Raw genomic sequence first — 24,863 nt, 5'->3', positions numbered from 1 at the left:
TCGCTGATTTAATGCTGTTGTATCTGATAGGAGTCTTTGAAAGTGACAGCAATGCGATCGCTGCTACAAGTTTTTCAAAGTCGCAAGATGGCGGCTTTGCTACTGCTGGGTTTTGCTTCGGGTTTGCCGTTGTTTTTAACGAGTCGAACTTTACAAATCTGGATGAAGGAGTCAAATATCGATTTAGGGGTCATTGGCTGGTTCAGCTTGGTGGCTTTACCCTATTCTTTAAAGTTTTTGTGGTCGCCTGTTTTAGATCGATTTGTACCCCCTTTTTTGGGACGTAGGCGGGGGTGGTTGGCGATAACTCAAATTGGGTTAATTGTCGCGATCGCTGCTTTGGCTTTTCAACAACCTACTCAAGATGTACGAGTCTTGAATTTATTGGCAATTACTGCTTTGATTGTTTCTTTTTTCAGTGCAACTCAAGATATTGTTGGCGATGCTTATCGCACTGATGTTCTGAAGCCACAAGAATTAGAAACTGGGGCATCTGTTTGGGTACTCGGTTATCGGATGGCGTTGTTAGTCACGAGTTTTTTAGCTTTAGTTTTAGCTGATTATTTACCTTGGCAAGTTGTTTATTTGTTAATGGCGGCTTTGATGGGAGTTGGACTATTTACAACTTTTTGGTCACCCCAACCAGAGAACGATATTTTAGAGGAGCGATCGCCTCCTACTGTTAAAGATATAGTCTTTTTAATTGGCGGAATTGGATTAATTGCAGGACTACTCTTAGCGGTTGGTACGGGTTATCTACCTTTACCTATATTTTATTGGATAATCGCAGCTTTAATTGTAGTGTGGTTAGCTGCATCATTTTTGTTACCAACAAAAACTAGGGAAATAGCCACAGAGCGATCGCCACAAACATTACAAGAGGCAATTTACTTACCTTTTCAAGAATTTTTTCAGCGTCAAGGAATTGGGGCAGGAATTCTAATTTTACTATTTATCTTGCTTTATAAGTTGGGAGATGCCTTAGTGGGAAATATGGCAAATCCATTTTTAGTAGATTTAGGTTTTAGTAAAAGCGCAATTGGCGCAATTCAAGGAGGAATGGGATTTTTAGCCACAACTGTAGGAGTATTAATCGGTGGCGTAATTTTAACCAAAATTGGCATAAATCGTGCCTTGTGGGGATTTGGAATTCTACAATTGCTGAGTAACTTAGGCTATTATATTCTAGCGATCGCCGGAAAAAATAGCTCGTTACTCGTCATAGCAATTAACATCGAAAATTTCTGTGCTGGCTTAGTCACGGTTGTAACTGTTGCCTACTTAATGAGCCTGTGCGATCGCCGCTTTACCACAACTCAATTTGCCTTATTTTCTAGTTTAATGGCAATGAGTAGAGATATTTTAGCTGGACCTGCTGGTGAAATTGCCAAAGCAACAGGTTGGGCAACCTTCTTTTTACTAACAATAATTGCTGCTATACCAGGATTGCTACTTTTACCCATCGTCGCCCCTTGGAACTCGAAGTATATACTACCCAGACCAGGACTAGATGAAGAAGACTGGCAACAGTTGTAGGATGGAATAGGTAATAGGTAATAGGTAATGGGTAATTGGTAACAACACTCAACCAACAACCAACAACTAACAACTAACAATCAAAATGGCTATCTTCCGTCAATACATCGCTCCATTATTAGTCGTACTCGTATTCTTAATTGCCTTGGTTGCAGTCAGCGCCCGTATATTCATTCCTGCTGATATGGCTGCACCCGCACCTACCGAAGAAGTCAATTCCCAGCCAGATAATGCCCAAGTTAATTTGACAAACGCGATCGCCAGTGGATCGGATGTGTTAGCGAAGCTGAACGAAGTTATCGCCCCGTGCCTAGTTTGAAGTGACTCAACAGCTACTACCAGGCTACTCAATCCATTCTGGCACTAACCAGGATAGAACTCTGCTGCTCCAATTCATGCAGCAGAGTTACCAAGAAATTTTTCCCAAACAAAACTTTGCTCATCTCACCCGCACAGTCGAGCAATATTTTTCTAGGGATACGCTGTTATGGTGGGTGGAGGAAAGTCAAAATTCAAAAGTTAAAAGTCAAAATTCAAAACTTGCCGACTCCCGCCAAAAAGTAGCTTGCTTGTGGGTAGGAAACGCCGTAGATCAAGTCAAGGGCGATCGCCATACATATATATTCTTACTCTACGTCAAACCAGAATACAGACAACGGGGTATCGGTAAAGCATTGATGAGATATCTCGAAGATTGGGCGCGAACAAAAGGCGATCGGCAAATTGGCTTACAAGTCTTTCAATCTAATACTCTAGCCTTAGACCTATACCACAAACTAGGCTATCAAATTCAGTCACACTGGATGATCAAAACACTAGAGGAAGGGAGCAGGGAGCAGGGACGAGCTGGGAGCAGAGAATAGAGAACGGGAAACAGCAAACAACTACCAACTACCCATTACCCATTACCGCATCTGCAATTTAAATTCCTGTCAATCTCACACCAGTCAGATCCTCAAACTGCCATACAACCTTTACCCTAGTAAAAGCCATACAATCAAAAAACCTCATGGTAGAAGCAATCCTAGAGCGATCGCGCCAACTCAAACAAGACTTAACCGATTTCGTCCTCGATGCAGAAGGAGAACTCGCTGAGGCTTTAGAGGCTTATGCTGCTGCCAATGCGCGTAAAGACCGCTACGATGCGGTTCAGCAAGAAATAGTCATCGATACATTTATTACTGAAGGACAGGTCGGCGACAAAACACCTATAGACTTATTTATTGAAAGCCAGCCTGAGTTGACTAAGAGCGATCGCCAATTGCTAAATAGTTGGAAGCGGAGTTTTATCGGTTTATTTACTATTACTAAAATTCTTCCCGATGGTTTGGAATTGATGAACTGGCTGACGGCAAAACAATACACTGTGAAGCCAAACAACGAGAGAACATTACAAGAAATGTCTCGCTGGAAAGAGGGAGAAATCTTACTGACTCGCATCGCAGCCGTCACCGATGATTATTGGACATTTTCTTGTGCTTACACGCTGATGGGTAAATTGGGAAAACCCAAACTTGCCGTAGCAATTGGTAATTTTAAAGACAACCATAGAAAACATCTTTATAGCGATGCTCCAGATTTATTAGCAGAAGCTTGGCAATCTGTGGCTAACTATCATCAAGAATTTATAGATTTCTTTGGAAATGAAGAAGTGACGATGCCTGGTTATCAACTCAATAAAAAAGTCGCTGAATTTCAAGAAATACTAACTCAACAACGCCTCAAAGCAGCCGGAGTTGATGAATCTAAAAGTTTGTCAGAACTAGCTGAAGAAGCGGGAGTAGGAGATGAGGAAATCGCAGCCGCCGCTAGGGAAGCAGGTGCGGACTCGCAAGCAATTTCTCAGATTCTTGCAGATAAAAGCAAGACTAAAATGGTAGCACCAAAAGTAGAATTACCAGCAGATCTGAAAAAAGCCGAACAGGTGACGGCGATTTCTCATCCTCGTTGGGGACAAATGTTTCTACCTACGTATACTAAGTTCGTAGAGTTGTTAGAAGCTGAGGATTGGCGATCGCAAGAAGGTGCGGAAAAATTAGTTAAGTATTATTTAGAAAATGCTACTATCAACACTTTTATCTGGCAGAAATTAGCACGACAATACCCCAAACAATTAGAAAAAGTATTGCAAACGGTCTTAGAACGCCCTCAGTTCAAACTTGACAGCGACTTAGAACCGCTATTACAAGAATACAATAAACCGATAGAACCGGAATTACCAGAAATTGCTAGCGTTCCTATTCATCTACACAACTTATTTGAAGAAGCTTTTGTAGAGGTGAATAAATCTAGTTCTAAAACCAAAGGTGGAAGTAAGAAGAAGACGGGTTTTGGTTTAAAAAAATAAGATCGCAAATCTTGTTTGCATCTATGACATGTGTAGAGACGTTACATGTAACGTCTCTACAATTATGTAATGTCTCTATTTTGTACCAATCGTTAAAACCTGCGGAGGGGTTGCATCTGGCGGATAAAGAAAGTCTAACTGTATCAAACGGCGATCGCCCTTTTTCATCCTCAATGTCAACAACGGTTCTCCCTGCTGTCCCCTCGTCTGAACTAAATGCACGTACTTCGTCCGAGGTAAGTTTTGGTCGTCGTTATAACGCAACCTTACCGTACCGCGAAAGAATACCTGCTTGGCTGGCGAACTAAAGAAACGCAACCCGCCTTGACTGAGTTTGTCTTCCTTCAGGGGTGTTTCTAGAGAGACGGTAACAGTTCGATCGCGATCGCTATTGTTTTGTAGTGGCAAACTCAGACTATATTGGATCCCATAGTTACCGTGGGCGCGATAAGCTGTATCTGGGTAACGAATCAGCATTGGCGCACTTTGAATTTGACTCGTTCCCAACGTCCCTTGGTTCAACATACTCAAACCATAGGAAAAAGCTTCACCTGGCGACGGGATACTTAAAGAAGAAGCACCCGACGAACTATCAACCAATTGCGATCGCCATTGGGAACCCTGCGCCACCCCAGCAACGCGACCGTAAACAACTTTACCGCTCGTTTGTTCTGGTGGTGTAGGAGTTTTATCGCGGGGTCCAGCTAAATTCCCACGCTCTAAGATTTGCTGCCATTCTTCTAGAGTAGGCGATCGCTCTTGACCAGTAGAATCAGTAGGCGCGTACATTGCCAAACTTGCAGCATATACCGTTCCACTACTCCGCAAGCGCATGAATGTAGACCGTCCGTTAATCGGCGGTTCTAAACCTTGTACTAGAATTGGCAAGTTAACTAACATCTGGCTTTGTCCGGGGGGAATAATCAGTTGCGGCGGAAAACTCGACTGTCGCTGTCCGCGCAAAATCTCATTCATGACGCGATCGCCTGGTCCCGCAAATATCGTACCCAAGTTATTTTCAGCTACAGGTGGTAATTCTGCAAACGGTGCATCCGGTTGGCTGAGATAACTGGCTGCTTGCAAAATATCTACCCGTACCGCTTGCTTGCCAGGATTATGTAAGATGACTCCTAAATAGAGCGATCGCAGATCGTCCGGTGTAGTCGGTTGAAAAACGTGATGAGCAAACAGATCGAATCTACCCCTAAAAGGAAAATTCAGATGAGCGGATTTAGATTTTTTCCCAGCAGGCGGAAAAGTGGAAAGTAAGATTCCTTCTGCCTGTACTTTTTCGGGACTATTACTATTAAATACTGGCACTGCATCCAAACTGCCAGCTAAAGGACGCACAATTCGCGGTTGTACGATTTCTTGTGGTGGGGGAGTGGTTTGAGCAATGGGGAAAATTGGCAACAAAGGCAGCATAAGCAAGTCAAAAGTTAAAAGTCAAAAGTCAAAAGTTGTAGAGGCGGTTTCACGAAGCATCTTTGACTCCAACAAATATTTCCTGTAAACCCATTCAAATTAATTAGCAAAAGCCGCTAAAACGCGAGGAATAAATTGTTGGCGCGTTCTGTTTTTATTCCTACCAAGATGAACGATAACGAGTTGGTGTGAAGGAATAATAGCAGTGTACTGATCTTGAAATCCTTGAGCGGTCATAATTTTGCTGTGTCCAGATGGTGTAGAAACATTCATTAACCAAAAATGAGCGCCATAATTTTTCTTGGGTGCTGCTGGAGCTGGCGTGCGACTATATTTCACCCAGCCTTCGGGTAAGATGCGTTGTCCTTCCCACACGCCATCTTGTAAATAAAGCAAACCAAACCGCGCCCAATCCCTTGCCGTAGCATACATGAAAGCAGAACCGATAAAGGTTCCCGATGCATCAGGCTCGATAACTGCACTAGACATCCCCAGAGGATTGAATAGAGCGCGACGGGGAAATGTGAGATAATCGGCATCGCGATCGCCGACCGCACGGCGCACAATCCGAGAGAGAATGTTGGACGTACCGCTGGCATACTGCCATTTACTACCTGGATCGGCTTCCAGAGGTTGACTTGCAGCGTAAGCAGCTACGTTACTCTGACCGAATAGCATTTGAATTAGATTACCCAGAGGGTTGCCCTCGTTCTCGTCAAACTTCAAACCGCTACTCATGCGAAGCATTCGATCGAGTGCAATTTGACTGCGGCGATCGCCTGGATGATTCCACTCTGGCATGAGATTTTCGTCTGTTAGCGACAGCTTACCCTGCTTGACTAAAATGCCTACTAGTGCATTCATTACACTCTTAGTCATCGACCATCCCAACAACGGCATTTGCGCCGAAAAACCTGGGGCATAACGTTCTGCCACAATCTCGCCTTTGTAGACAATGACAACAGCCCTAGAGTCATGTTGAGGATTGAAAATCCAATCCATAGCTGCTGCAAGTTGTTTTTGGTTAATTTCAGCCGGAATTTGGTTTGTCTTTCCTTGCAACCAACGTCGATCTTGTCGTGGAGTTAAGTTGAGTTGCTGAGTCTGCGATCGCAACTCTTGTACAGAGCGATCGATAACCAAAGTACACCCAAGTCCAGGACGAAAGATTGCTTGGTGTTTTGCCAAGCCAAAAATACTTGCCGTGACAGATTGCTGCGGGCGATCGATATTTACTTTAATTGACTTAACAATTGACTGTTCCAAGGTTGGTAAATCTGCAATTTCAGCCAAGACATCTCGATTGAAAATAGATTCTGGAGTGCGTTGAGAGACAAACACGCCCGAACAAAATTGTTTTGCTTGATAAGCCGTGCCAATACTCAAGACTCGCCACAGGGTAAAGCTAATATAGCCAATAATACTGACGCTAATTAAGCCAAAGCTCCACAAGATATACTTAAAGGCTGGTTTCATTTAATAATTACCCAGTCGTTGCAAAATAACTTCAAAATCATTTAAAACAATATTTGAATTTTGCTCTGTCAATATCGGAACGTGAATAAAAACACAATTTACTGGCAACTGATGGCGTTGAATCCACTCTAAAACTGAATAATAAAGTCCTTCACAGACAAACTTCCCTGCATCGTGACTAATTTTTACTCTGTCATTCTCCTGTACTAAATTTCCTAAATCGATGTTTGTCTGTAAAATACTACCATTCCAAGTCGCATTAGATTCAATCGTCAAATGCTGTCGGCGTTCTGCCATCCCGCAACAAATAATTGAATTAGGTTCTAAAGCCTGAGCTTTTTCCATCACTATATTGCTGGCAAGTTGAATATTAACAGGCAACTGACGCAAAAAGTTGAGAACAGCAAATGTATAGTTAAGTTGAGATATTTTTTCTAGAAGGTCGTCAGAAGAATTCGTTGTGTGATGGGGTAGCCAAGTTGTAAAGGAAGTTAGCAAGATCTTTTTTGTCATATGCAATGGTAGGGGCGGGTTTACCAGCCATATTTGTCGGAGTCAGAGTTGTTCCGCGAAGCCGCCCGTACACAGTTTCGTATAAGCAGGTGTATTGACCTAAAATAATAGAGTGCCGGAATGAGGATGAAATATGGCAACGATCGCAGTTGTAGATTATGACATGGGAAACTTGCACTCTGCCTGTAAAGGATTAGAAAATGCAGGCGCAACCCCAAAAATTACGGATTCCGCCAGAGAAATACTACAAGCAGATGCGATCGTCCTGCCAGGAGTTGGATCATTCGATCCAGCCGTGCAACATTTGCGATCGCGGGGTTTAGAAGCACCCATCAAACAGGCGATCGCTAGCGGGATACCATTTTTAGGAATTTGCCTCGGTTTGCAAATTTTATTCGACGGCAGCGAAGAAGGCAAGGAACCAGGACTGGGAATTATTGCTGGTACTGTCCGCCGCTTCACCTCCGAACCAGGAATTACAATTCCCCACATGGGTTGGAACCAACTGCAATTTACCCAACCAGAATGCACGTTATGGCAAAAGTTGCAACCCAATCCCTGGGTTTATTTCGTTCATTCCTACTACGTCGATCCCGTCAATCCTCAAGTTCGCGCTGCTACAGTCACTCATGGTAGCCAAATCGTAACAGCGGCGATCGCCCAAGATAACCTCGTAGCCGTCCAATTTCACCCCGAAAAGTCTTCTACAGCAGGTTTACAAATTTTATCTAACTTCGTGGCGCAGGTAAAGGTTGGTGTTGCGTGTTAGTAGGGGTGGGTTCAACCAAAAATCTTTGGTTTGTTCGCACAGATGTTCGATAAAACCCGCCTATACAAGTTTTCGTACCCTCCGATGAGTCTCAGAATCTCCGGGAATCGCCAACTAAAATCTCTCCCAGGTAAAGATACGCGCCCTACTAGCGGTAGAGTGCGGGAGGCAGTATTTAATATCTGGCAAGGAAAAATTGCTAATTGTCGCTGGCTTGATTTATGCGCCGGAACTGGCTCGATGGGTGCAGAAGCTTTATGTAGGGGCGCTAGTTGTGTAGTCGGGATCGAGCAATCCAACCGTGCTTGCAACGTTATTCAACAGAATTGGCAGAAAATAACCAAACCAGAACAACAGTTCCAGGTATTGCGCGGAGATGTCGTACAAAAATTAAAAACTCTAGTCGGACAGCAATTCGATCGCATCTACTTCGATCCACCCTATGCCAGTGGATTGTATCAGCCAATATTAGAGGCGATCGCTCGCTATCATCTCTTGCACCCAGAGGGAGAACTCGCTGTAGAATACGATTCTGCGCTCTGGCAACCGCAAGCCATCTCTAGCTTAGAAATCTGTCGTCAAAAAGTTTACGGTAATACAACTCTGACCTTTTATACTAGGGAGTCGGGAGTCGGGAGTCGGGAGTCGGAAGAAAAATGAGAAAGGTAGTAGTACTCTCTTCCTTGTCTCCCTTGTCCTCCTTGTCTCCCTTGTCTCCTGAAACGTTCTTAGTCAATTCCCAGCTTTTTACCGCGCTTGAATTGCTCGTAAGCTTTGAAAAACAGCCCTGCCAGGGTAACAAAAATTAGACCTAGTACCATGCCATCGAGTAAGGGTTCAACCACGTCAAATCTCCTGAATGTCAGATGTAGTAATATGTTTGCTTAGATTAAGTTTTTCTGCACGTCTTTAATCATACCTCTGTTTAGTTGTATGTAGGGGGCTGAGTCAGAAGTCTTTAGCTGACTAAATGTCAGTCGATTTTAACAAAAATTTAATGGGTATAAATTAGCGCTATTTGCTTGCCGATAAGGTCAAGAACTTTTAAGCTATGTGTAGGATATAGAAAAGATTTGTCAATTTGACTTTTAGTGAAACCTTTTGGATAACCAGCACGTCCTCAGTCAAAATTCGCTTCAGCGGTTCGCGACGATCGCTCTAGCGCTGTTATTGGCGATCGCCATAGCGATTGTGGGCGCTTACCTACTCAGTCCCGCCGATCCTTATATTAAGGGTGTTTTATCTTTATCTGGCGATCCGATGCAAGGTAACGCGATCTTCCAGATGAACTGCGCTGGTTGTCATGGTTTTCAAGCAGAAGGTAATGTTGGTCCCAGCCTGCAAGGAGTTTCTAAACGGAAGTCGGGTTACGGTTTAATTCATCAGGTGATTAGTGGGGATACACCACCAATGCCAAAATTTCAGCCTAGCGAAAAGGAAATGGCAGATCTGCTGAGTTATTTGGAAACACTCTGAGTAGCAACGTTCAGCAGTACTCAGATTGTCAAAGTTGGATTTCACCAGAATCTTAAATCTCTAAAAATAATGACACTAAATATGGTGCTATAGTAGTGCTATATTTTAGATATTTCATGTTACGAGTAGTTATTGATACAAATGTTGTCTTTGCAGGATTAACTCAAAGGGGTAATGCAGCTAGTTTAATTGTTGATGCTTGGTTAGCTGACTTACTTCAAGTCTATGTCTCAAATGCTCAAGCTTATGAATACGCAGATGTTCTATCTCGTAAGCTTTCAGAAACTCGTTGGCAAAGCATGAAACCCGTTCTAGGAACCTTGCTATCTCAAGCAAATTTTACAACCATTTATTACTCGTGGCGACCTACTTCACCCGATCCAGGAGACGAACACGTTATCGATTGTGCAATGAATGCAAGTGCGATTGTTGTCACATCAAATATACGAGATTTTAAAACTGCAAAAGAATCATTATGATTGCAAGTGATGACACCTGTAGAGGTTGTTATTGCTCTATCGAGTTAGACATATTTTGATTTTGCCAGGAGTTGAAAATGAGTAGATTAACAGTACGCTTACCCGAAACGTTACATCAGCAATTAGTGCGATTAGCCGAAAGTGAAGGTGTCTCTTTAAATCAGTACATCGTGTATGCCTTGACTCGTCAAGTGACATCAGCTTACACGGTTGAAACTCTAGATGAAACAACAAGCGATCGCCAAAAAGAATCTTTTAATACTCTATTACAGAATTTAGGACAAGTCTCGCCTGCTGAAATTGAGACATTAATGGCTGAACGAGAACTTGTTGAACCAGAAGAAAGTTTAACGCCTGAAATTATTAGCTGCTTGCAAGAGCGTATAAAGAATAAAAAATTGTCAAGCTAGTTCAATAAAATGTTGTATCATCTCAATACTCGCGACACTCGTGGATTAATTCTTGATTTCTAATAATTCCAGGGAATACTCTTTTCTGTCTGACCCAAGCTCCACAAATATGTCCGTTGTCTAGGAAACCATAAGTTGTATACTTGTAGACGCTAATAATATTAGCTTCTGATTCTTGGATTCTACGTACAAGTTTTCCACTGCCAGATAAAATACTCGGTAAAACAATATATGAATATAGTAGGAGAGTGATGGTACTAGGAACTATAAATACCGCTATACTTAAACTTTTTGTTTCAGCATCTTTAAATAAAAAACTATTAAAAAATAAAAGCAATGGGATTAAAAATGCAAAATTGTAAAAAATCAGATTTAATAATTCTACTTCAAAAACAAATCTGCCATTATATGACTGAAAATAATTAATACACAAAACAAATAAAATGAATAGCAATATCAATAAATTTTGTTTAGGATTCATACTTGTATTAGTCAAAGAATTCTAAAAATAATGTCTTATATTTATTACTAAGAGTAAGAGGAAAGCAATTATTTTTACATCTTTTATTTTTTATCATTTTTAATTAAATTAAAGCATCAATATATATTCGTAGTTTAACTAAACTGCTGTGCATAAAACCGCGCGTAGCGTCCTTCTAATGCCAACAACTCCTCATGCGTACCCGATTCGACAATTTGCCCTTTTTCCATCACCAAAATGCGATCGCTACGACGTACAGTAGTTAAACGATGGGCGATGATAAATACAGTTCGATTCTGCATCAATCTTTCTAAAGCTTCCTGTACTAAAGCTTCCGATTCTGAATCTAAAGCAGAAGTAGCTTCATCTAATATTAGAATACGCGGATCGAGCAAAACTGCACGGGCGATCGCAATTCTTTGTCTTTGTCCTCCCGATAAATTTACGCCTCTTTCTCCGACTTGGGTGTAATAACCATCAGGAAGTTGCATAATAAATTGATGAGCATTGGCAATTTTGGCGGCTGATTCTACATCTACTAAATTGTAACTAGCCTGTCCAAAAGCAATATTTTCAGCGATCGCACCTGAAAATAAAACTGTTTCTTGAGGCACAATTCCTATTTGTCGTCGCAGGCTTTTTAACTGCACGTCACGAATATCAATGCCATCAATTAAAATTTCTCCCGACTGCGGATCGTAGAAGCGTGGGAGTAAGTTAACTAAAGTTGTTTTTCCCGCGCCAGAAGCACCAACTAAAGCAATTCTTTCGCCTGGATGCGCAATTAAATTTAAGTTTTCTAGTACTGGTTGACCGAGTTTATAGGCAAAACCGATCTGACGATATTCTACTTTACCACTAACTAAAGGTAGCGCGATCGCATTTGTTTTTTCTTCTACTGTGGGTTGAATTGATAATAACTCAAATACACGATCGACAGAAGCTTCTGCTTGTTTAAACTCGTTATAATTATTAGTTGTATGACTAATCGGATCGATAATCGATACTGCTGCTGCTAAATAGCTAAAAAATCCTGCTACAGTCAAGTTATTTTGAGAGATTTGCCAAGCTGCAAATAACAGAACAAATAAAAAGCTCAATGCTTGTAAAAATCCCACGACCGGAATTTGAATGGCTTTGAGTCGTTCTGTGGAGTATTTAGCTTGTAAAGTCCGTTCTGCTTCGTGACTGAATCGAGCAATTTCTCTATCTTCCGCTGCAAAAGCTTGAATAATCCGAATGCCACTAAACACTTCAGTTAAAATTGCTGATAAATCTGAAATACGATTTTGACTTTTGAGCGAAAACTTGCGTACCCGTTCGCCGAACCAAGTAATTAATATACCTATTAACGGCACGACTAAAATGATTGCGATCGTCAGCTGCCAATTTAGGTACAGCATATAGATTGGAATTACCACCAACTGCAAAAGACAAGGAATAAAATCGTGAAAAATCTTGTTTACGATTTCTCCAATGCGATCGATGTCTTCCGTCAGTCGGTAAGATAAATCGCCTGCTTTTGCAGTTTCAAAATAGCTGAGATTAAGTTTTTGTAGGTGGCTGTAAACTTGTTTACGCAGGTGGAAAGCAACTTTTAAAGCTGCTTTTGCCATATAAATATCTTGAATTGCTTGAGCAATTCCTCTAATTAGAAAAACGGCAGCGCATAAACTAGAAAGTTGAGCGATCGCAACGACATTACCTTGTCCAAACGGTGTAGTCAATCTTCCAGCTAAATGAATTAAGGCTAACGTAGCGATGACAAAGCCTAAAATTCCTACGCCACCCTTAGCTAGGTTTTGCCACTGGGGACGGATATATGGTATTAGCTGCCAGTAATAAGAACGAGAATAAGAACGATTTTTCAAGGTGGCGATCGCACAAATCAGATGTTCTTTAAATTATATGTATGGTGCGTTAATAATGCACCATACCTCTTAAGAAGCGATCAAAATGACAATAATTTACCGTCGCTGCCTCCGTCTGATAATTACAATTATTAAACCAATAACTAGAGCTGCAAGTACAATTTTAGAAACAGGTGCAAGGTATTCCTCTACTATTTGGTAGTGATCTCCCAAGATGTATCCAGCAGCAGTTAAAAGTCCTACCCACAATATCGTTCCGACAGTTGAGTAGATCAGGAACGGTACTACATGCATATCACCGATTCCGGCGGGAAGTGAAATCAAAGTGCGTACCCCAGGAACCATGCGACACAGAAGTACTGCCTTCACCCCATGCTTGTCAAACCAGTGTTTCGATCTGTCGATATCTTTACCAGTAATAGTTATCCATTTACCGTATTTATCTGCCCAACCTCTTAATCGTTCTTCGCCTAAGAATTTTCCTGCATAGTACCAAGGTAACGCCCCGATGACAGTTCCTATTACACCTGCTGCGATCGCCCCTACAATATTCAACTTACCTTGTGCTGCGGTAAAACCCGCTAATGGCATGATCAGTTCTGAAGGAATGGGAGGAAAAAGGTTTTCTAAAAACATCAACAATCCGATTCCCAAATAACCAAGGGAAGTCATGATATTTACAATCCATTCAGTCATTGAACTGCCTCGACAAGAACGTTGAATATGCAATAGGGTGGGCATTGCCCACCCTACATCCTTAAAAGAATCTCAGATCGATTATGTTCCAGAAGTCCAAGAATTGATGTATTCAACTTGTTCTGGCGTGAGAGTATCAACGCTGATACCCATTGCTTGCAGCTTCAATCGCGCAATTTCTTGGTCAACTTCAACTGGGATGGAATGTAAGCCAGGAGCGAGTTTACCTTTGTTTTTTACTAGATATTCGCAAGCCATAGCTTGGTTAGCAAAACTCATATCCATGACAGCACTGGGGTGTCCTTCTGCTGCTGCCAAGTTTACCAGTCTGCCTTCACCGATGACGACAACTGACTTGCCGCTGTTGAGTTTGTACTGTTCGGTAAAAGGACGAACGTTTTTGACTTCTGCTGCTTTAGATTTTAAAGACTTAAGGTCAATTTCAATATCAAAGTGACCGGAGTTACAAACGATCGCGCCGTCTTTCATCACGTCGAAATGTTCGCTACGAATAACGTGCTTGTTACCTGTAACTGTGATGAAGATATCTCCTTGAGGTGCAGCTTCTGCCATTGGGAGGACGCGGAAACCATCCATTACTGCTTCAATTGCCTTAATTGGGTCGATTTCGGTCACGATGACATTAGCACCCATGCCACGCGCCCGTAGTGCCGTACCCTTACCGCACCAACCGTAACCAGCAACAATTACAGTCTTGCCAGCGAGCAGAATATTGGTAGCGCGAACGATCCCATCTAGGGTAGATTGACCCGTACCGTAACGATTATCAAAGAAATGCTTAGTATCGGCATCGTTTACATTCACTGCTGGGAATGTCAGTACGCCATCCTTTAACATCGCTTGCAAGCGAACGATACCCGTAGTGGTTTCTTCGGTTGTACCGATTAAGTCAGCGATTTGGTTTTGCCGCTCTTGAATTAAAGTTGCAACTACGTCACTGCCATCATCGATGATAATGTTGGGGCGATGATCGAGAGCGATTTGGACGTGTTTGTTATACGTGGCGTTGTCTTCCCCTTTGATGGCAAAGACAGGAATGCCATGATCTACAACTAAGCTAGCTGCTACATCATCTTGAGTAGACAGGGGGTTGCTAGCAATTAAAACGGCATCTGCACCACCAGCTTTGAGGGCGATCGCCAAGTGTGCTGTTTCTGTAGTGACATGACAACAAGCGACCAAGCGAATTCCGGCAAAAGGCTTTTCTTGGGCAAAGCGATCGCGGATCTGCCGTAACACTGGCATCTCGCGCCCAGCCCATTCAATCCGCTGCTTACCTAAGGTTGCTAGAGCAGGATCTTTGATTTCGTACTTTAGTTTATCGAGAGCAACCGTCATGTAGTTAATTCCTAAAGAGTTAATTTAGGTGGTCTTACTTAGCTTAACTGCATTTTTCTAGAAGGGGAATTATTACCTGAACATCTAGTACAGCACGTATACCCCTTGCAAAAATACCAGTCTAGACTATGAAGACCAGCTAACAGCCGTCAACCCATCAATAGCTGTTACGCGCAAAATTTACACTTATTTCATACTTTAGCGAACAAACTTTATGTTTTTTTAATCAGTGGCTAGTGAGTAGTGACTAGTGATTAGAAAAGAGTCCAGCCACCAGCCACCAGCCACTAGCCACTCACTACTCACTTCCCAACAACCATCCTTCATCTAGTAATGTGTATAAGTGTGAAAAGTAGGAGGTGTGGACGTGCGCTCTCAAATTCAGGCGATCGCTAAACCAAAAAGCAGACGACGGCTAGTCATGTGTTTCACTTGTGGCATTTTGGGTTCAATCGTGCTGAATGCTTCAGTTATTGCCCCCACTCTAGCCAAGCCGACACAACCAGCGAATTTACAGCAATCGTTACCTATTCCAGGTTTACATTCACTCGATCTCCCAGGAATCGACAATTTTCTATCTGCTTACCAACCAACTCGCGATCGCAATAATCCTCAAAGACAGATCTATACTGACTGGATTACCTTAGATGGTCGTCGTTTGTTTCAGGTTACGGCATCTTCTAGGGAGGAGTTAGCTAAGCGGGTCAATGAGGTGCAGTCAAACTTAGAAAAAATTAGCGAAGATTACTTTGCCAGCAATTCTGAGGAGGAACTGGAAGTCAAATCTCAACGCCAAACGATTACGGATGCAAATAGTCCCACGGGTGTATCTCAAACTCTGCCAGCCATTTCGATTAATCAGCAGTATCTCTTCACTCCCACCGATTTAGATGCTGAGGTTCAAGGAGAAACAAGCGTGCAAAATTTGGCACGCAAATTAGTACAATCTCTGCCACAAGAGCTGAAAGCGGCAAAAGAGGAACGAAAACCTCAAGTTTTGATCCGCCGAGGTGCGATCGCCACTGGAATTTTTGTGGGTATCGTAGTGGCTAGCTGGGGAATTCGCCGTTGGCGCGATCGTTTAGATCGAGTCATACCAATTTCGACGACTCCCACAGATCCCTCAGAGTCAGTCACGACACAATTAACGCAGCAACAGCAAAATAACTTACGAGAAGTCAGGCGAAGAATATTTCAGCTATCTCAAACTGGCGTATGGGTTGGCGGAACGCTGGTAATTTTAGGGTTGTTCCCTTACACGCGGTTTATTCCAGTTTGGATTCTAGCGATACTCCAAATTCCAATCGTCAGAATTCCCGCCGTGATTGGACTTGTCTCAATTGGAGCCTATGTCGCCACTCGCGCCAGCTATGTTGCGATCGATCGCTTTACTCATGCACTGGCGAATAATGCCTTATTAGGCGCTCAAGACTACGTACGCTTGCAACTGCGGGTAATGACAATTTCTGGTGTTGCTAAAAGCGTGACCACTATTAGTATTGTCGCTTTGGGCTTACTACTTGTCCTTTCAACTCTGGGTGTAGATTTAGTTCCAGTGTTAGCTGGTGCGGGGCTACTTGGTGTAGCCATATCTCTAGCATCCCAAAGTTTAATTAAAGATGCGATCAATGGCTTTTTGATTATTGTAGAAGACCAGTACGCCGTAGGTGACGTAATTAACGTCGGTACTTTTGGCGGTTTGGTAGAAAATCTCAATCTGCGAATCACTCAGTTACGCGATGCTGAAGGTAGATTAATTACTATTCCCAATAGTGAAATTAAAATTGTGGCAAACCTTTCTAGTCGGTGGTCGCGTGCCGATTTAAGTATACCCGTTGCTTACAATGCCAATCTCGACCAAGCATTATTTTTAATTGAGGAGGTGGGTGTAGAAATGGATCGAGATCCCCAGTGGCGAGATCAAATTCTAGAAAGACCAGAAGTACTAGGAGTTGATAATTTTGGCGATCGCGGTTTAATTATTCGGGTTTGGATTAAAACCCAACCCCTCAAACAATGGGATGTAGCCAGAGAATATCGCCGTCGATTGAAAAAGGCTTTCGATATCGCCGATATTGCTATTCCCGTACCGCAACAAGCTGTCTGGGTACATACTCCTTCTGTTTTACGATCGCACCTCGATCCAAATGACCAAATGAGTCATAAATCGTAAGTAGGGTGGGCATTGCCCACCTATTTTTGTCTCCTGACTTCTGAATTATTCCCCATAATGTCCCCCCGTTACCTTACCTCTAAATACGACGTATTGATAGAGGTTGTAAAACAGCATGACAGGGATGAGAAAACCAATAAAGATAATCATGATGACTAACGAACTAGGGTCAGCCGATGCCTCATAAATTGTAATATTAGGCGGAATAATGTAGGGAAAGACAACTAAAGCCAGTCCGATGAAAGTAAGGACGAACAGTAAAATTGTCCAGACAAATGGCGCTCGTTCTTGCTTGCGATCGAGACTACCTAAAAGCCGAGAGATTAAAAGTATGCCTACGACAGGAATGATGCCGAAAATATAGACGAGTGGCTGTTGAAATAAGCGAGTTCTAGCACTTTCGTAAAATATAGGAGTGGAAATTGTGATAAAAATTGCTCCGATCAAAGTAGTAAAGGCAGCTATTCTCGCAGTTTTGTAATGAGTTTCCTGTAACTCTCCTTCCGTTTTCCAAATTAAATAAGTCGAACCAATTAACACGTAAGCTTGAATCAACGTCAGAGCAATTAATATTGACTGCCAACTCAGCCAGTCCCAAGTGCTACCAATAAAATGTCCGGCTTCATCAACTTTAATGCCTTCTAATACACTACCTAAAGCAAATCCTTGACCGAGAGCCGCTAAAAAGCTTCCCGCGCCAAACGCCACATTCCAAATCAATTTGCGCTTTGCTTGTTCGCGAAATTCAAAAGCAACAGCTCGAAAAATAAACCCAAATACCATCGTAATAATTGGGATGTAAAGCGCGCTTAAAATTGTACTGTAAGCGAGGGGAAATGCACCAAATAAACCGCCTCCCATTAATACCAACCAAGTTTCGTTAGCATCCCAAATATTACTCAAGCTCGTCATTAACAGTCCTCGCCGCTCCTCATCATCAGAAGTCAGCGAGAGAATACCTACCCCCAAATCGAAACCGTCTAGCATGACGTAGAGAAATAGGAACAGTGCCAAAATTCCAAACCAAACTTGGGGGAGAAAATATGTTAGAGTCTCCATGTAGTAACGGGTAATTGGTAATTGGTAATTGGTGAGGTTAGAAGGTTAATTTCTTAATTTTGAATTTTGAATTTTGAATTTTGAATTTCTACTGCTGTGCTTCTACCGGGCGTTCGTCGGGAACAAATTCACCGGGGGAAGTATCGATAGCAGGACGAATAGTTTCCACACCTGGAATTGGTAATTCTAAATTTGGTCCTTTGCGAATAATGCGGCTACCAAAATACAATGTGGCAACAAATAACACCGCATAAACGATCGCAAAACCTGACAGCGAAACTAAAACATTACTAGCAGGAACGTGAGAAGCAGAATCTACTGTGCGAATTTGATTGTATAACGTCCACGGTTGCCGTCCAACACAGCGCACGATCCAGCCAGAATCGATCGCGATAAATCCTAAAGGAGCCGCAAAAATCCAGGTACGTAATAGCCAGCGCTGCTCAGTGATTTTTTTGCTATTCAGCTTACCAAGTAACCAGTAAAGCATACTCCATAGCATTAGGAAAGCCAGGAAAAATCCAATGCCGATCATAATGCGGAAGGAATAATATATCAAACCAACTAAATGCGGTCGATCTTCTGGTTTAAAATCTCTCAGTCCCACAACAGGTTCCGTGAGATTTTGTTTGAATTCTAGAATGTATCCTAAAGCATTAGGAATGATAATTTCCCAATTGTTTTTTTGCGCTTTATCGTTAGGTAATGCAACCAAACTCCAGTCAGCAGGTTGTCCGGCAGGGGTGGTTTCCCATTGTGCTTCCATCGCAGCAAGTTTAGCAGGTTGATAGTGATAGACCTGTTCGCCACTTAAATGTCCGATGTAAATCTGCATGGGCGCAACTGCGATCGCGGCTGCTAAAACGATTCGTAAAGACTTAGAAAAGAAAGCTGGGTGGCGATTGTTGAGAATGTACCACGCACTAATCCCGCCGACGAGAAACAGCGAAGTCTCTAACGTGGCGAAGAACATGTGCAGGACACTCTTTGCCATAAATGGATTAGCGATCGCTTGAAAGTAATCCCTGACAATAAACTTACCATTGACAATTTCTCCACCCGCTGGCGATTGCATCCAAGAGTTTGCTGTTAAAATCCACAACGTAGATAAGTTAGCGCCCAACGCCACCATAATCGTCGCCACGTAGTGAATGGTAGAGTTGACGCGCTCCCAGCCAAATAGCATAATTCCCAAGAAAGCAGCCTCTAGCATAAAAGCCCAAGCAGCTTCAAACCCGATGACGCTGCCGAAAAAGTTGCCCACAGCCTCGGAAAATGGAGCCCAGTTCGTCCCAAACTGGAATTCCATTGGGATTCCCGTCGCTACCCCAATGCCAAAATTTAGCACGTAAAGCTTAGACCAAAAACGGGCATGGTAGTAATAGTCAGGGTTACGAGTCCTCAGCCATAATCCCTCAACGATGACCAAATATATTCCCACGCCTGTAGTAATCGTGGGCCAAAGCATGTGAAATAGAGCAGTCAGCGCAAACTGCATCCGCGACAGCACGACGGTATTGGAGAGAAAATCCATGAATGCTCGTCTCTTATTTCAGTGCAGTGCCATTTTATCGAGGCTGAGCATTTGAGAAAATTAAAAGTTTGTAAGTAGGAAGTGGTAATGGGTAATGAGTCATGGCTAATTGATGGTTGACAGTAAACGCTGCGCTACACTGCGTGAAGACAGTTAACCGATCGCTCATAACTTTGTACAGACGTTACATGTAACGTCTCTACACTGACAACTGATTCCTCACAATTTCCTCAAATTATTTTTATATATTGAACATTGACTCGATTCATCAATAATTACGAATTACGAATTACGAATTGCAAAGGCGGTTGTTATGTTCCAGAAAATTTTGGTTGCAGTAGATACGTCAAAAAGTAGCAAACAGGTGTTCGATACAGCTTTGTCTTTAGCTAAGGCAAACAACGCCAGCCTGATGTTGTTGCACGTAGTATCGGAAGAAGAACTTGGCAGCCCTACACCGATTTTACCGAGCTTGGAATACTATCCATCGGTGTATGAAAAAAATATGGAATTGTACCAACAGCAGCGAGAAGCGTTTACAAAACAAGGTTTGGACATGTTGCGATCGCGCCATCAAGAAGCAATGGCTGCTGGGCTCAACGTGGAATTTCGGCAACTATCAGGTAGTCCTGGGCGGCTGATTTGCGACTTTGCTTTGGCTTGGAAGGCAGATTTAATTGTCACCGGACGCAGGGGACGCAGGGGTTTATCTGAATTTTTTATGGGTAGTGTCAGCAATTACGTCTTGCATCACGCTTCTTGTTCTGTCTTAACGGTACAGTCACCAGCGCAGCCAGCAGAGAAACTACAGTCGGCTGAACGTGAAGTATCACTCGGATACAAGTCTAGCAATTGAAAATCGCGGCAAGGTTTGTACAGCGGAAACATTGTGGTGAGGCGGTTTCCGCGCCCTGTAGCAACTGGCGAGTCATTTTTGATCGCTAAGGTTTTGATATATTAGGCGATCGGCTTTTCCCATGTAACAAATTCTTGCTACTTGTAAACTTAAGCGATTCCTATAAAGTAGCTTGATTAAAGATCGGCTTGATAGCAATTTTTGGATTGCATTTCCTCTGTATTTTGCTCGTTAATTGCTATCTTCTATCGCCAGGGAAAAGCTAGTTAGCAATGAAAATCTTAGTTGTAGAAGATGACGAGTTAGTCGCCCATGCACTAACTGCCGTTCTCACCAACCACAACTATGCAGTTGAGGTTGCTGTCGATGGTCTTGCTGCTTGGGATTTAGTCCAAGCTTTCGACTATGACTTAATCGTACTGGATGTCGTCATACCTAAACTGGATGGCATTAGTCTCTGCCGTCAAATCAGAGCTAAAGGTTTGTCAATGCCAATTTTATTGTTAACTGGTCGAGATAGCAGCCATGAGAAGGCAATTGGATTAGATGCGGGTGCAGATGACTACTTAATTAAACCTTTTGATGAAGAAGAGTTAGTTGCAAGGGTACGAGCGCTATTGCGTCGTAGCGGTTTAGTTTCCCCGCCAGTACTAAAGTGGGGCGACTTGCAATTAGATCCGAGTAGTTGTGAGGCAACCTATCGTCAAAAGCATTTGTCATTAACTCCCAAGGAATACGCACTTTTAGAGCTGTTTTTACGTAACAGTCGCCGCGTTTTTAGTTGCGGCACGATCTTGGAACATCTCTGGTCTTATGAAGACCTTCCCAGCGAAGAAGCCGTGCGAACTCATATTAAAGGATTGCGGCAAAAACTCAAAGCCGCAGGAGCTAATAGCGATCTGCTTGAAACTGTCTACGGCATTGGGTATCGTCTCAAGCCTTTGGAGAAGAGAGCTGAGGGGGCTGAGGAAGCTGAGGGAGCTGAGGGGCAGAGGAGCAGGGGAGCAAGACAAGTCACAAGTCACTCCTCATTCCGAATTCCGAATTCCGAATTCCGAATTCTCCCCACTCACCACTCAACACTATCGGCAGTTGCAGGAATTTGGCATAAATTTAAGCCCAGGATTGCAGAACAGATTGGCGTGTTGGAGCAAGCATCTGCTGCTGTCAGCGCAAATAATGCCTTGTCTCCAGAACTGCTCGAATCAGCACGAAAAGAAGCGCATACCCTAGCAGGATCGTTAGGAACTTTCGGCTTGGCGCAAGGATCGAAACTGGCAAAAGAAATTGAGCAGATGCTAAAAGGCGATCGCGCTGTCTTGCTATCTGAGGCAACAAATTTTTGCCGTCTAGTGTTGGCTCTGCGTCAAGAAATTGAGCAGAAAGGAGAAGCAGGTAAGCCACAAGCAGATTCAGAGCAACCATTGCTACTGATAGTCAATCGCGAACGCTCGATCGCCCAACAGTTAACCGCAGCAGCTACAGACAGAGGATTTAGGGTCGCGATCGCTAATAACCTCGATACTGCTAGAAACAAGCTTTACCAAGAGCATCCCAGTATTGTTCTGCTCGATCCTGATATCTGTCCGCGTCATGAAGAGAGTTTGAGCTTGCTAGCGGAACTGAAGCAGCGTCAGCCACCCGTACCAGTGCTAGTTTTGACCGAGCAAACAGACTTGAGCCATCGGCTGCAAATTGCTCGTAGTGGTGGATGCACCTTTTTGCAAAAGCCTATGCCTGCCGCACAAGTACTAGATGCAGTGGCGCAAGCATTAGAAAATGCACCCCATGCAGAAGCTCATCTACTTGTTGTGGACGACGATCCAAAAATCCTCGCAGTGTTACCAGCATTGCTCAATCCTTGGGGATTGAAAGTGACAACTTTAGAAGATCCGCGTCGGTTCTGGGAAACTTTAGAAGCCACTGCACCGGATCTGTTGATCCTAGATGTGGAAATGCCCTATGTTAATGGCATCGACCTATGCCAGGTGGTACGTAACGAGCCGCGCTGGAGCGATCTACCAATTTTATTTTTGACAGTCCATCACGATGCCGACATTGTAGATCGGGTTTTTAGTGCTGGTGCAGATGATTTTGTGAGTAAGCCGATCGTGGGTTCCGAACTCGTGACTCGGATCGTCAATCGCTTAGAGCGGATAAAACTACTACACCGGATTAACCAAGTCAGAGCAACGAACAATGTCGAAAGCGAAAATCGCTGCAAGTTGAACGAGCAACTCCAATCAGAGTTAAACGAGCGCCAGCGCACCCAAGCAGCATTACAAAATTCTCAAGCCTTATTTGCCGGAATCGTCGCAATAGCCGATGACGCGATTATTTCAATCGATAGCAATCAACGCATCACCTTGTTTAACTCTGGAGCCGAGAGAATATTCGGCTACTCAGCAGCAGAAGCGATCGGACAACCGCTCGACTTGTTACTACCAATGCGTTTTGCTACCGCACATCGTCAGCACGTAGATGAATTCGGTCAATCCCCAAATTCAGCTCGCCGGATGGGAGAACGACGCGAAATTTACGGTTGCCGCAAGGATGGGACTGAATTTCCTGCCGAGGCGAGTATCTCCAAGTTAAATTTGGGAGGAAAAACAGTATATACGGTTTACTTGCATGATGTGAGCGATCGCAAGCAAATCGAGCGGATGAAAGATGAGTTTATTTCCGTCGTCAGTCACGAACTCCGCACGCCTTTAACGTCGATTCATGGTTCTTTAGGAATGCTGGCTAGTGGTTTACTCCAGCCAGACTCACCGCAGGGACAACGCTTATTGCAAATTGCCACCGATAGCACCGAACGCCTGGTACGTTTGATTAACGACATTCTCGATATCGAGCGGATCGAGTCGGGTAAGGTGAAGATGGAAAAAGAAAGCTGCGATGTTACCGAGTTGATAACTGAAGCAGTGAACGTGATGCAGCCTCTCGCCGACAAAGCTGGAATTACCTTATCTGTTTCTAGCCTACCGATCCAGGTATGGGCAGATCCAGACCGCATCGTGCAAACTCTCACCAATCTACTTTCTAACGCAATTAAATTTTCCCCTAGTGGTAGTACGGTTTGGTTGAGTGTGGAATTAGGAGCGAGGAGCGAGGAGCGAGGAGCGAGAGAAACTGAAGTAGAGAGAACTGGAAGAGCTGGGAACACAGGGGGAGACATCCAAAATCCAAAATTCAAAATCCAAAATTCAAACTTCTCCGATCCCCTCGCTCCTTGCTCCTCACTCCTCACCCCTCATATCACATTCCAAGTGAAAGACACTGGACGCGGTATTCCAGCCGACAAACTCGATAGTATATTTGAACGATTTCAACAAGTTGACTCAACAGATTCCCGCAAGCATGATGGGACTGGTTTAGGGTTGGCAATTTGCCGCAGTATCGTACAACAGCATGACGGGCGCATTTGGGTTGAAAGCGTTCTGGGTGAAGGCAGTACTTTTTACTTTACGCTGCCTATCCTACAAGCTAAGTCTAGTCGCGAGGCAGATAACTCTTTAACTCCTCCCTCACTCCTTACTCCTGACTCGTCTCCCCTCATACTTATCTGTGACGACGATCCTCATGTTGGGACTGAACTACAAACCTTGCTTGAGCATAAAGGCTATCGCACGGTCGTCGTGCATTCCGGGCAAGAAGCGATCGCCTCTACTGCTACCCTACATCCTGATGCAATTTTACTAGATTTGCTGATGCCAAAAATGAATGGCTGGGAGGTAATGGCAAAGCTGAAAGAGCGATCGGATACGAAAGACATTCCCATCGTCATTTGTAGTATTTGCGCTCCTAGTCAGAGTCCGCTCAGTCAAAATTCGAGCGCTTGGGTGAGTAAGCCAGTTGATGAAAACTCGCTGTTTGACTCTCTCAAGCTAGCTCTGGCTAAAAACGCTCGACCAGTCCGGGTATTGCTGGTTGAGGATGATGCCGAGTTAGCCGAACTTTTGCTCGCACTGCTTAAAAGTCATAATATTGAAACTTTTCTTGCCAAAAATGGACGCGAGGCAATTCGTTTAAGTCAAGAAATCAAACCCGATCTACTGATTCTCGATCTAATTTTGCCTCAAGTGGATGGATTTGGTGTCGTTGAGTGGCTGCATCAACACGATCGCCTTTACAGTATTCCTTTAGTCGTCTATTCTGCCAAAGACCTCGACCAGTCGGAGCGAAATCGGCTCAAGCTAGGACATACGGAGTTTCTGACCAAAGGACGAGTCTCTCCTCAAGAATTCGAGCAAAGGGTATTGGAGTTAATCGGACAAATGACTCAAAGCAAACCACACGACGCTAGCAACGACAAATAAGAAATTTTTGGTGCTGGAAAAGCGATCGCCATTGGCATATTTGGTAATAGTAATATGGCGATCGCTCTTTACTCTCTATTTCGT

Annotated in this window: 22 protein-coding genes; 12 read left to right on the top strand and 10 right to left on the bottom strand. The window is 43.4% G+C overall.

The annotated features are described in order from the left end of the window. Nucleotides 1-51 precede the first annotated feature (51 nt). From CHRO_RS12960 to CHRO_RS12945, 4 genes are all read left to right on the top strand, one after another. Nucleotides 52-1,536, top strand: coding sequence for an AmpG family muropeptide MFS transporter (locus CHRO_RS12960; RefSeq protein ID WP_041462464.1), 1,485 nt, complete (start codon nucleotides 52-54; stop codon nucleotides 1,534-1,536). A gap of 85 nt (nucleotides 1,537-1,621) precedes the next feature. After that, complete coding sequence (locus CHRO_RS12955) at nucleotides 1,622-1,855, top strand: hypothetical protein (protein ID WP_015154659.1); 234 nt, start codon at nucleotides 1,622-1,624, stop codon at nucleotides 1,853-1,855. Nucleotide 1,856: 1 nt separating this feature from the next. Then, nucleotides 1,857-2,399, top strand: coding sequence for a GNAT family N-acetyltransferase (locus CHRO_RS12950; RefSeq protein WP_015154658.1), 543 nt, complete (start codon nucleotides 1,857-1,859; stop codon nucleotides 2,397-2,399). 146 nt (nucleotides 2,400-2,545) lie between these two features. After that, on the top strand, nucleotides 2,546-3,883 hold the full coding sequence (locus CHRO_RS12945) for a DUF7986 domain-containing protein (protein ID WP_015154657.1): 1,338 nt from the start codon (nucleotides 2,546-2,548) through the stop codon (nucleotides 3,881-3,883). Between the two features lie 75 nt (nucleotides 3,884-3,958). Here the strand turns inward: CHRO_RS12945 and CHRO_RS12940 are convergent, their stop codons facing one another. The 3 genes from CHRO_RS12940 to CHRO_RS12930 all read right to left on the bottom strand — a co-directional run bounded on the left by CHRO_RS12940 (nucleotide 3,959) and on the right by CHRO_RS12930 (nucleotide 7,297). Continuing rightward, nucleotides 3,959-5,308: a DUF3370 domain-containing protein gene (locus CHRO_RS12940; RefSeq protein ID WP_015154656.1), complete on the bottom strand. Its 1,350-nt coding sequence runs from the start codon at nucleotides 5,306-5,308 to the stop codon at nucleotides 3,959-3,961. A gap of 99 nt (nucleotides 5,309-5,407) precedes the next feature. Continuing rightward, nucleotides 5,408-6,784: a serine hydrolase domain-containing protein gene (locus tag CHRO_RS12935; protein ID WP_015154655.1), complete on the bottom strand. Its 1,377-nt coding sequence runs from the start codon at nucleotides 6,782-6,784 to the stop codon at nucleotides 5,408-5,410. Beyond that, on the bottom strand, nucleotides 6,785-7,297 hold the full coding sequence (locus tag CHRO_RS12930; protein WP_015154654.1) for a pyroglutamyl-peptidase I family protein: 513 nt from the start codon (nucleotides 7,295-7,297) through the stop codon (nucleotides 6,785-6,787). Between the two features lie 133 nt (nucleotides 7,298-7,430). On the opposite strand from CHRO_RS12930, the gene hisH reads away from it, so the two are divergent. Together hisH and rsmD are read left to right on the top strand one after the other, a co-directional pair. After that, the gene (gene hisH / locus CHRO_RS12925) at nucleotides 7,431-8,066 is read left to right on the top strand and encodes an imidazole glycerol phosphate synthase subunit HisH (RefSeq protein WP_015154653.1); all 636 of its coding nucleotides are present in this window, start codon (nucleotides 7,431-7,433) and stop codon (nucleotides 8,064-8,066) included. 84 nt (nucleotides 8,067-8,150) lie between these two features. After that, on the top strand, nucleotides 8,151-8,726 hold the full coding sequence (rsmD, locus tag CHRO_RS12920) for a 16S rRNA (guanine(966)-N(2))-methyltransferase RsmD (protein WP_015154652.1): 576 nt from the start codon (nucleotides 8,151-8,153) through the stop codon (nucleotides 8,724-8,726). Nucleotides 8,727-8,794: 68 nt separating this feature from the next. Here the strand turns inward: rsmD and petG are convergent, their stop codons facing one another. Further along, the gene (gene petG / locus CHRO_RS12915) at nucleotides 8,795-8,911 is read right to left on the bottom strand and encodes a cytochrome b6-f complex subunit V (protein WP_015154651.1); all 117 of its coding nucleotides are present in this window, start codon (nucleotides 8,909-8,911) and stop codon (nucleotides 8,795-8,797) included. Between the two features lie 256 nt (nucleotides 8,912-9,167). On the opposite strand from petG, the gene CHRO_RS12910 reads away from it, so the two are divergent. From CHRO_RS12910 to CHRO_RS12900, 3 genes are all read left to right on the top strand, one after another. After that, nucleotides 9,168-9,542, top strand: coding sequence for a c-type cytochrome (locus CHRO_RS12910; RefSeq protein ID WP_015154650.1), 375 nt, complete (start codon nucleotides 9,168-9,170; stop codon nucleotides 9,540-9,542). 116 nt (nucleotides 9,543-9,658) lie between these two features. After that, complete coding sequence (locus tag CHRO_RS12905) at nucleotides 9,659-10,021, top strand: PIN domain-containing protein (RefSeq protein WP_015154649.1); 363 nt, start codon at nucleotides 9,659-9,661, stop codon at nucleotides 10,019-10,021. A gap of 77 nt (nucleotides 10,022-10,098) precedes the next feature. Beyond that, nucleotides 10,099-10,431 (top strand): YlcI/YnfO family protein, encoded by a 333-nt coding sequence (locus CHRO_RS12900; protein WP_015154648.1) that lies wholly within the window; start codon nucleotides 10,099-10,101, stop codon nucleotides 10,429-10,431. A gap of 22 nt (nucleotides 10,432-10,453) precedes the next feature. Here CHRO_RS12900 and CHRO_RS12895 read toward each other — a convergent pair whose 3' ends face one another. The 4 genes from CHRO_RS12895 to ahcY all read right to left on the bottom strand — a co-directional run bounded on the left by CHRO_RS12895 (nucleotide 10,454) and on the right by ahcY (nucleotide 14,838). After that, a complete protein-coding gene (locus tag CHRO_RS12895; RefSeq protein ID WP_015154647.1) occupies nucleotides 10,454-10,912 on the bottom strand; it encodes a hypothetical protein in 459 nt (152 codons plus the stop codon). Nucleotides 10,913-11,046: 134 nt separating this feature from the next. Further along, nucleotides 11,047-12,783, bottom strand: a complete 1,737-nt coding sequence (locus CHRO_RS12890; RefSeq protein WP_015154646.1) for an ABC transporter ATP-binding protein — start codon at nucleotides 12,781-12,783, stop codon at nucleotides 11,047-11,049. A gap of 96 nt (nucleotides 12,784-12,879) precedes the next feature. Further along, nucleotides 12,880-13,479, bottom strand: a complete 600-nt coding sequence (locus CHRO_RS12885) for a DedA family protein (protein WP_015154645.1) — start codon at nucleotides 13,477-13,479, stop codon at nucleotides 12,880-12,882. 81 nt (nucleotides 13,480-13,560) lie between these two features. Next, entirely contained in the window at nucleotides 13,561-14,838 is a 1,278-nt protein-coding gene (gene ahcY, locus CHRO_RS12880; RefSeq protein WP_015154644.1) for an adenosylhomocysteinase, read from the bottom strand. A gap of 367 nt (nucleotides 14,839-15,205) precedes the next feature. Here ahcY and CHRO_RS12875 point away from each other — a divergent pair, with 367 nt between their 5' ends. Next, complete coding sequence (locus tag CHRO_RS12875) at nucleotides 15,206-17,011, top strand: mechanosensitive ion channel family protein (protein ID WP_015154643.1); 1,806 nt, start codon at nucleotides 15,206-15,208, stop codon at nucleotides 17,009-17,011. A gap of 45 nt (nucleotides 17,012-17,056) precedes the next feature. Here CHRO_RS12875 and cydB read toward each other — a convergent pair whose 3' ends face one another. After that, nucleotides 17,057-18,070 (bottom strand): cytochrome d ubiquinol oxidase subunit II, encoded by a 1,014-nt coding sequence (gene cydB / locus CHRO_RS12870; protein ID WP_015154642.1) that lies wholly within the window; start codon nucleotides 18,068-18,070, stop codon nucleotides 17,057-17,059. Between the two features lie 88 nt (nucleotides 18,071-18,158). Beyond that, the gene (locus tag CHRO_RS12865; protein ID WP_015154641.1) at nucleotides 18,159-19,604 is read right to left on the bottom strand and encodes a cytochrome ubiquinol oxidase subunit I; all 1,446 of its coding nucleotides are present in this window, start codon (nucleotides 19,602-19,604) and stop codon (nucleotides 18,159-18,161) included. Nucleotides 19,605-19,917: 313 nt separating this feature from the next. Between CHRO_RS12865 and CHRO_RS12860 the strand changes: the two genes are divergently transcribed. Both CHRO_RS12860 and CHRO_RS12855 read left to right on the top strand, forming a co-directional pair. Further along, nucleotides 19,918-20,460: a universal stress protein gene (locus CHRO_RS12860; RefSeq protein WP_015154640.1), complete on the top strand. Its 543-nt coding sequence runs from the start codon at nucleotides 19,918-19,920 to the stop codon at nucleotides 20,458-20,460. Nucleotides 20,461-20,732: 272 nt separating this feature from the next. Beyond that, the gene (locus CHRO_RS12855; RefSeq protein WP_015154639.1) at nucleotides 20,733-24,779 is read left to right on the top strand and encodes a response regulator; all 4,047 of its coding nucleotides are present in this window, start codon (nucleotides 20,733-20,735) and stop codon (nucleotides 24,777-24,779) included. Nucleotides 24,780-24,863: the final 84 nt, after the last annotated feature.

The sequence above is a fragment of the Chroococcidiopsis thermalis PCC 7203 genome (genome assembly GCF_000317125.1).
GTDB classification, from domain to species: Bacteria; Cyanobacteriota; Cyanobacteriia; order Cyanobacteriales; family Chroococcidiopsidaceae; genus Chroococcidiopsis; species Chroococcidiopsis thermalis.
Note: the sequence above shows the minus strand (reverse complement) of the source record. Positions and strands in the feature narration are given on the sequence as shown.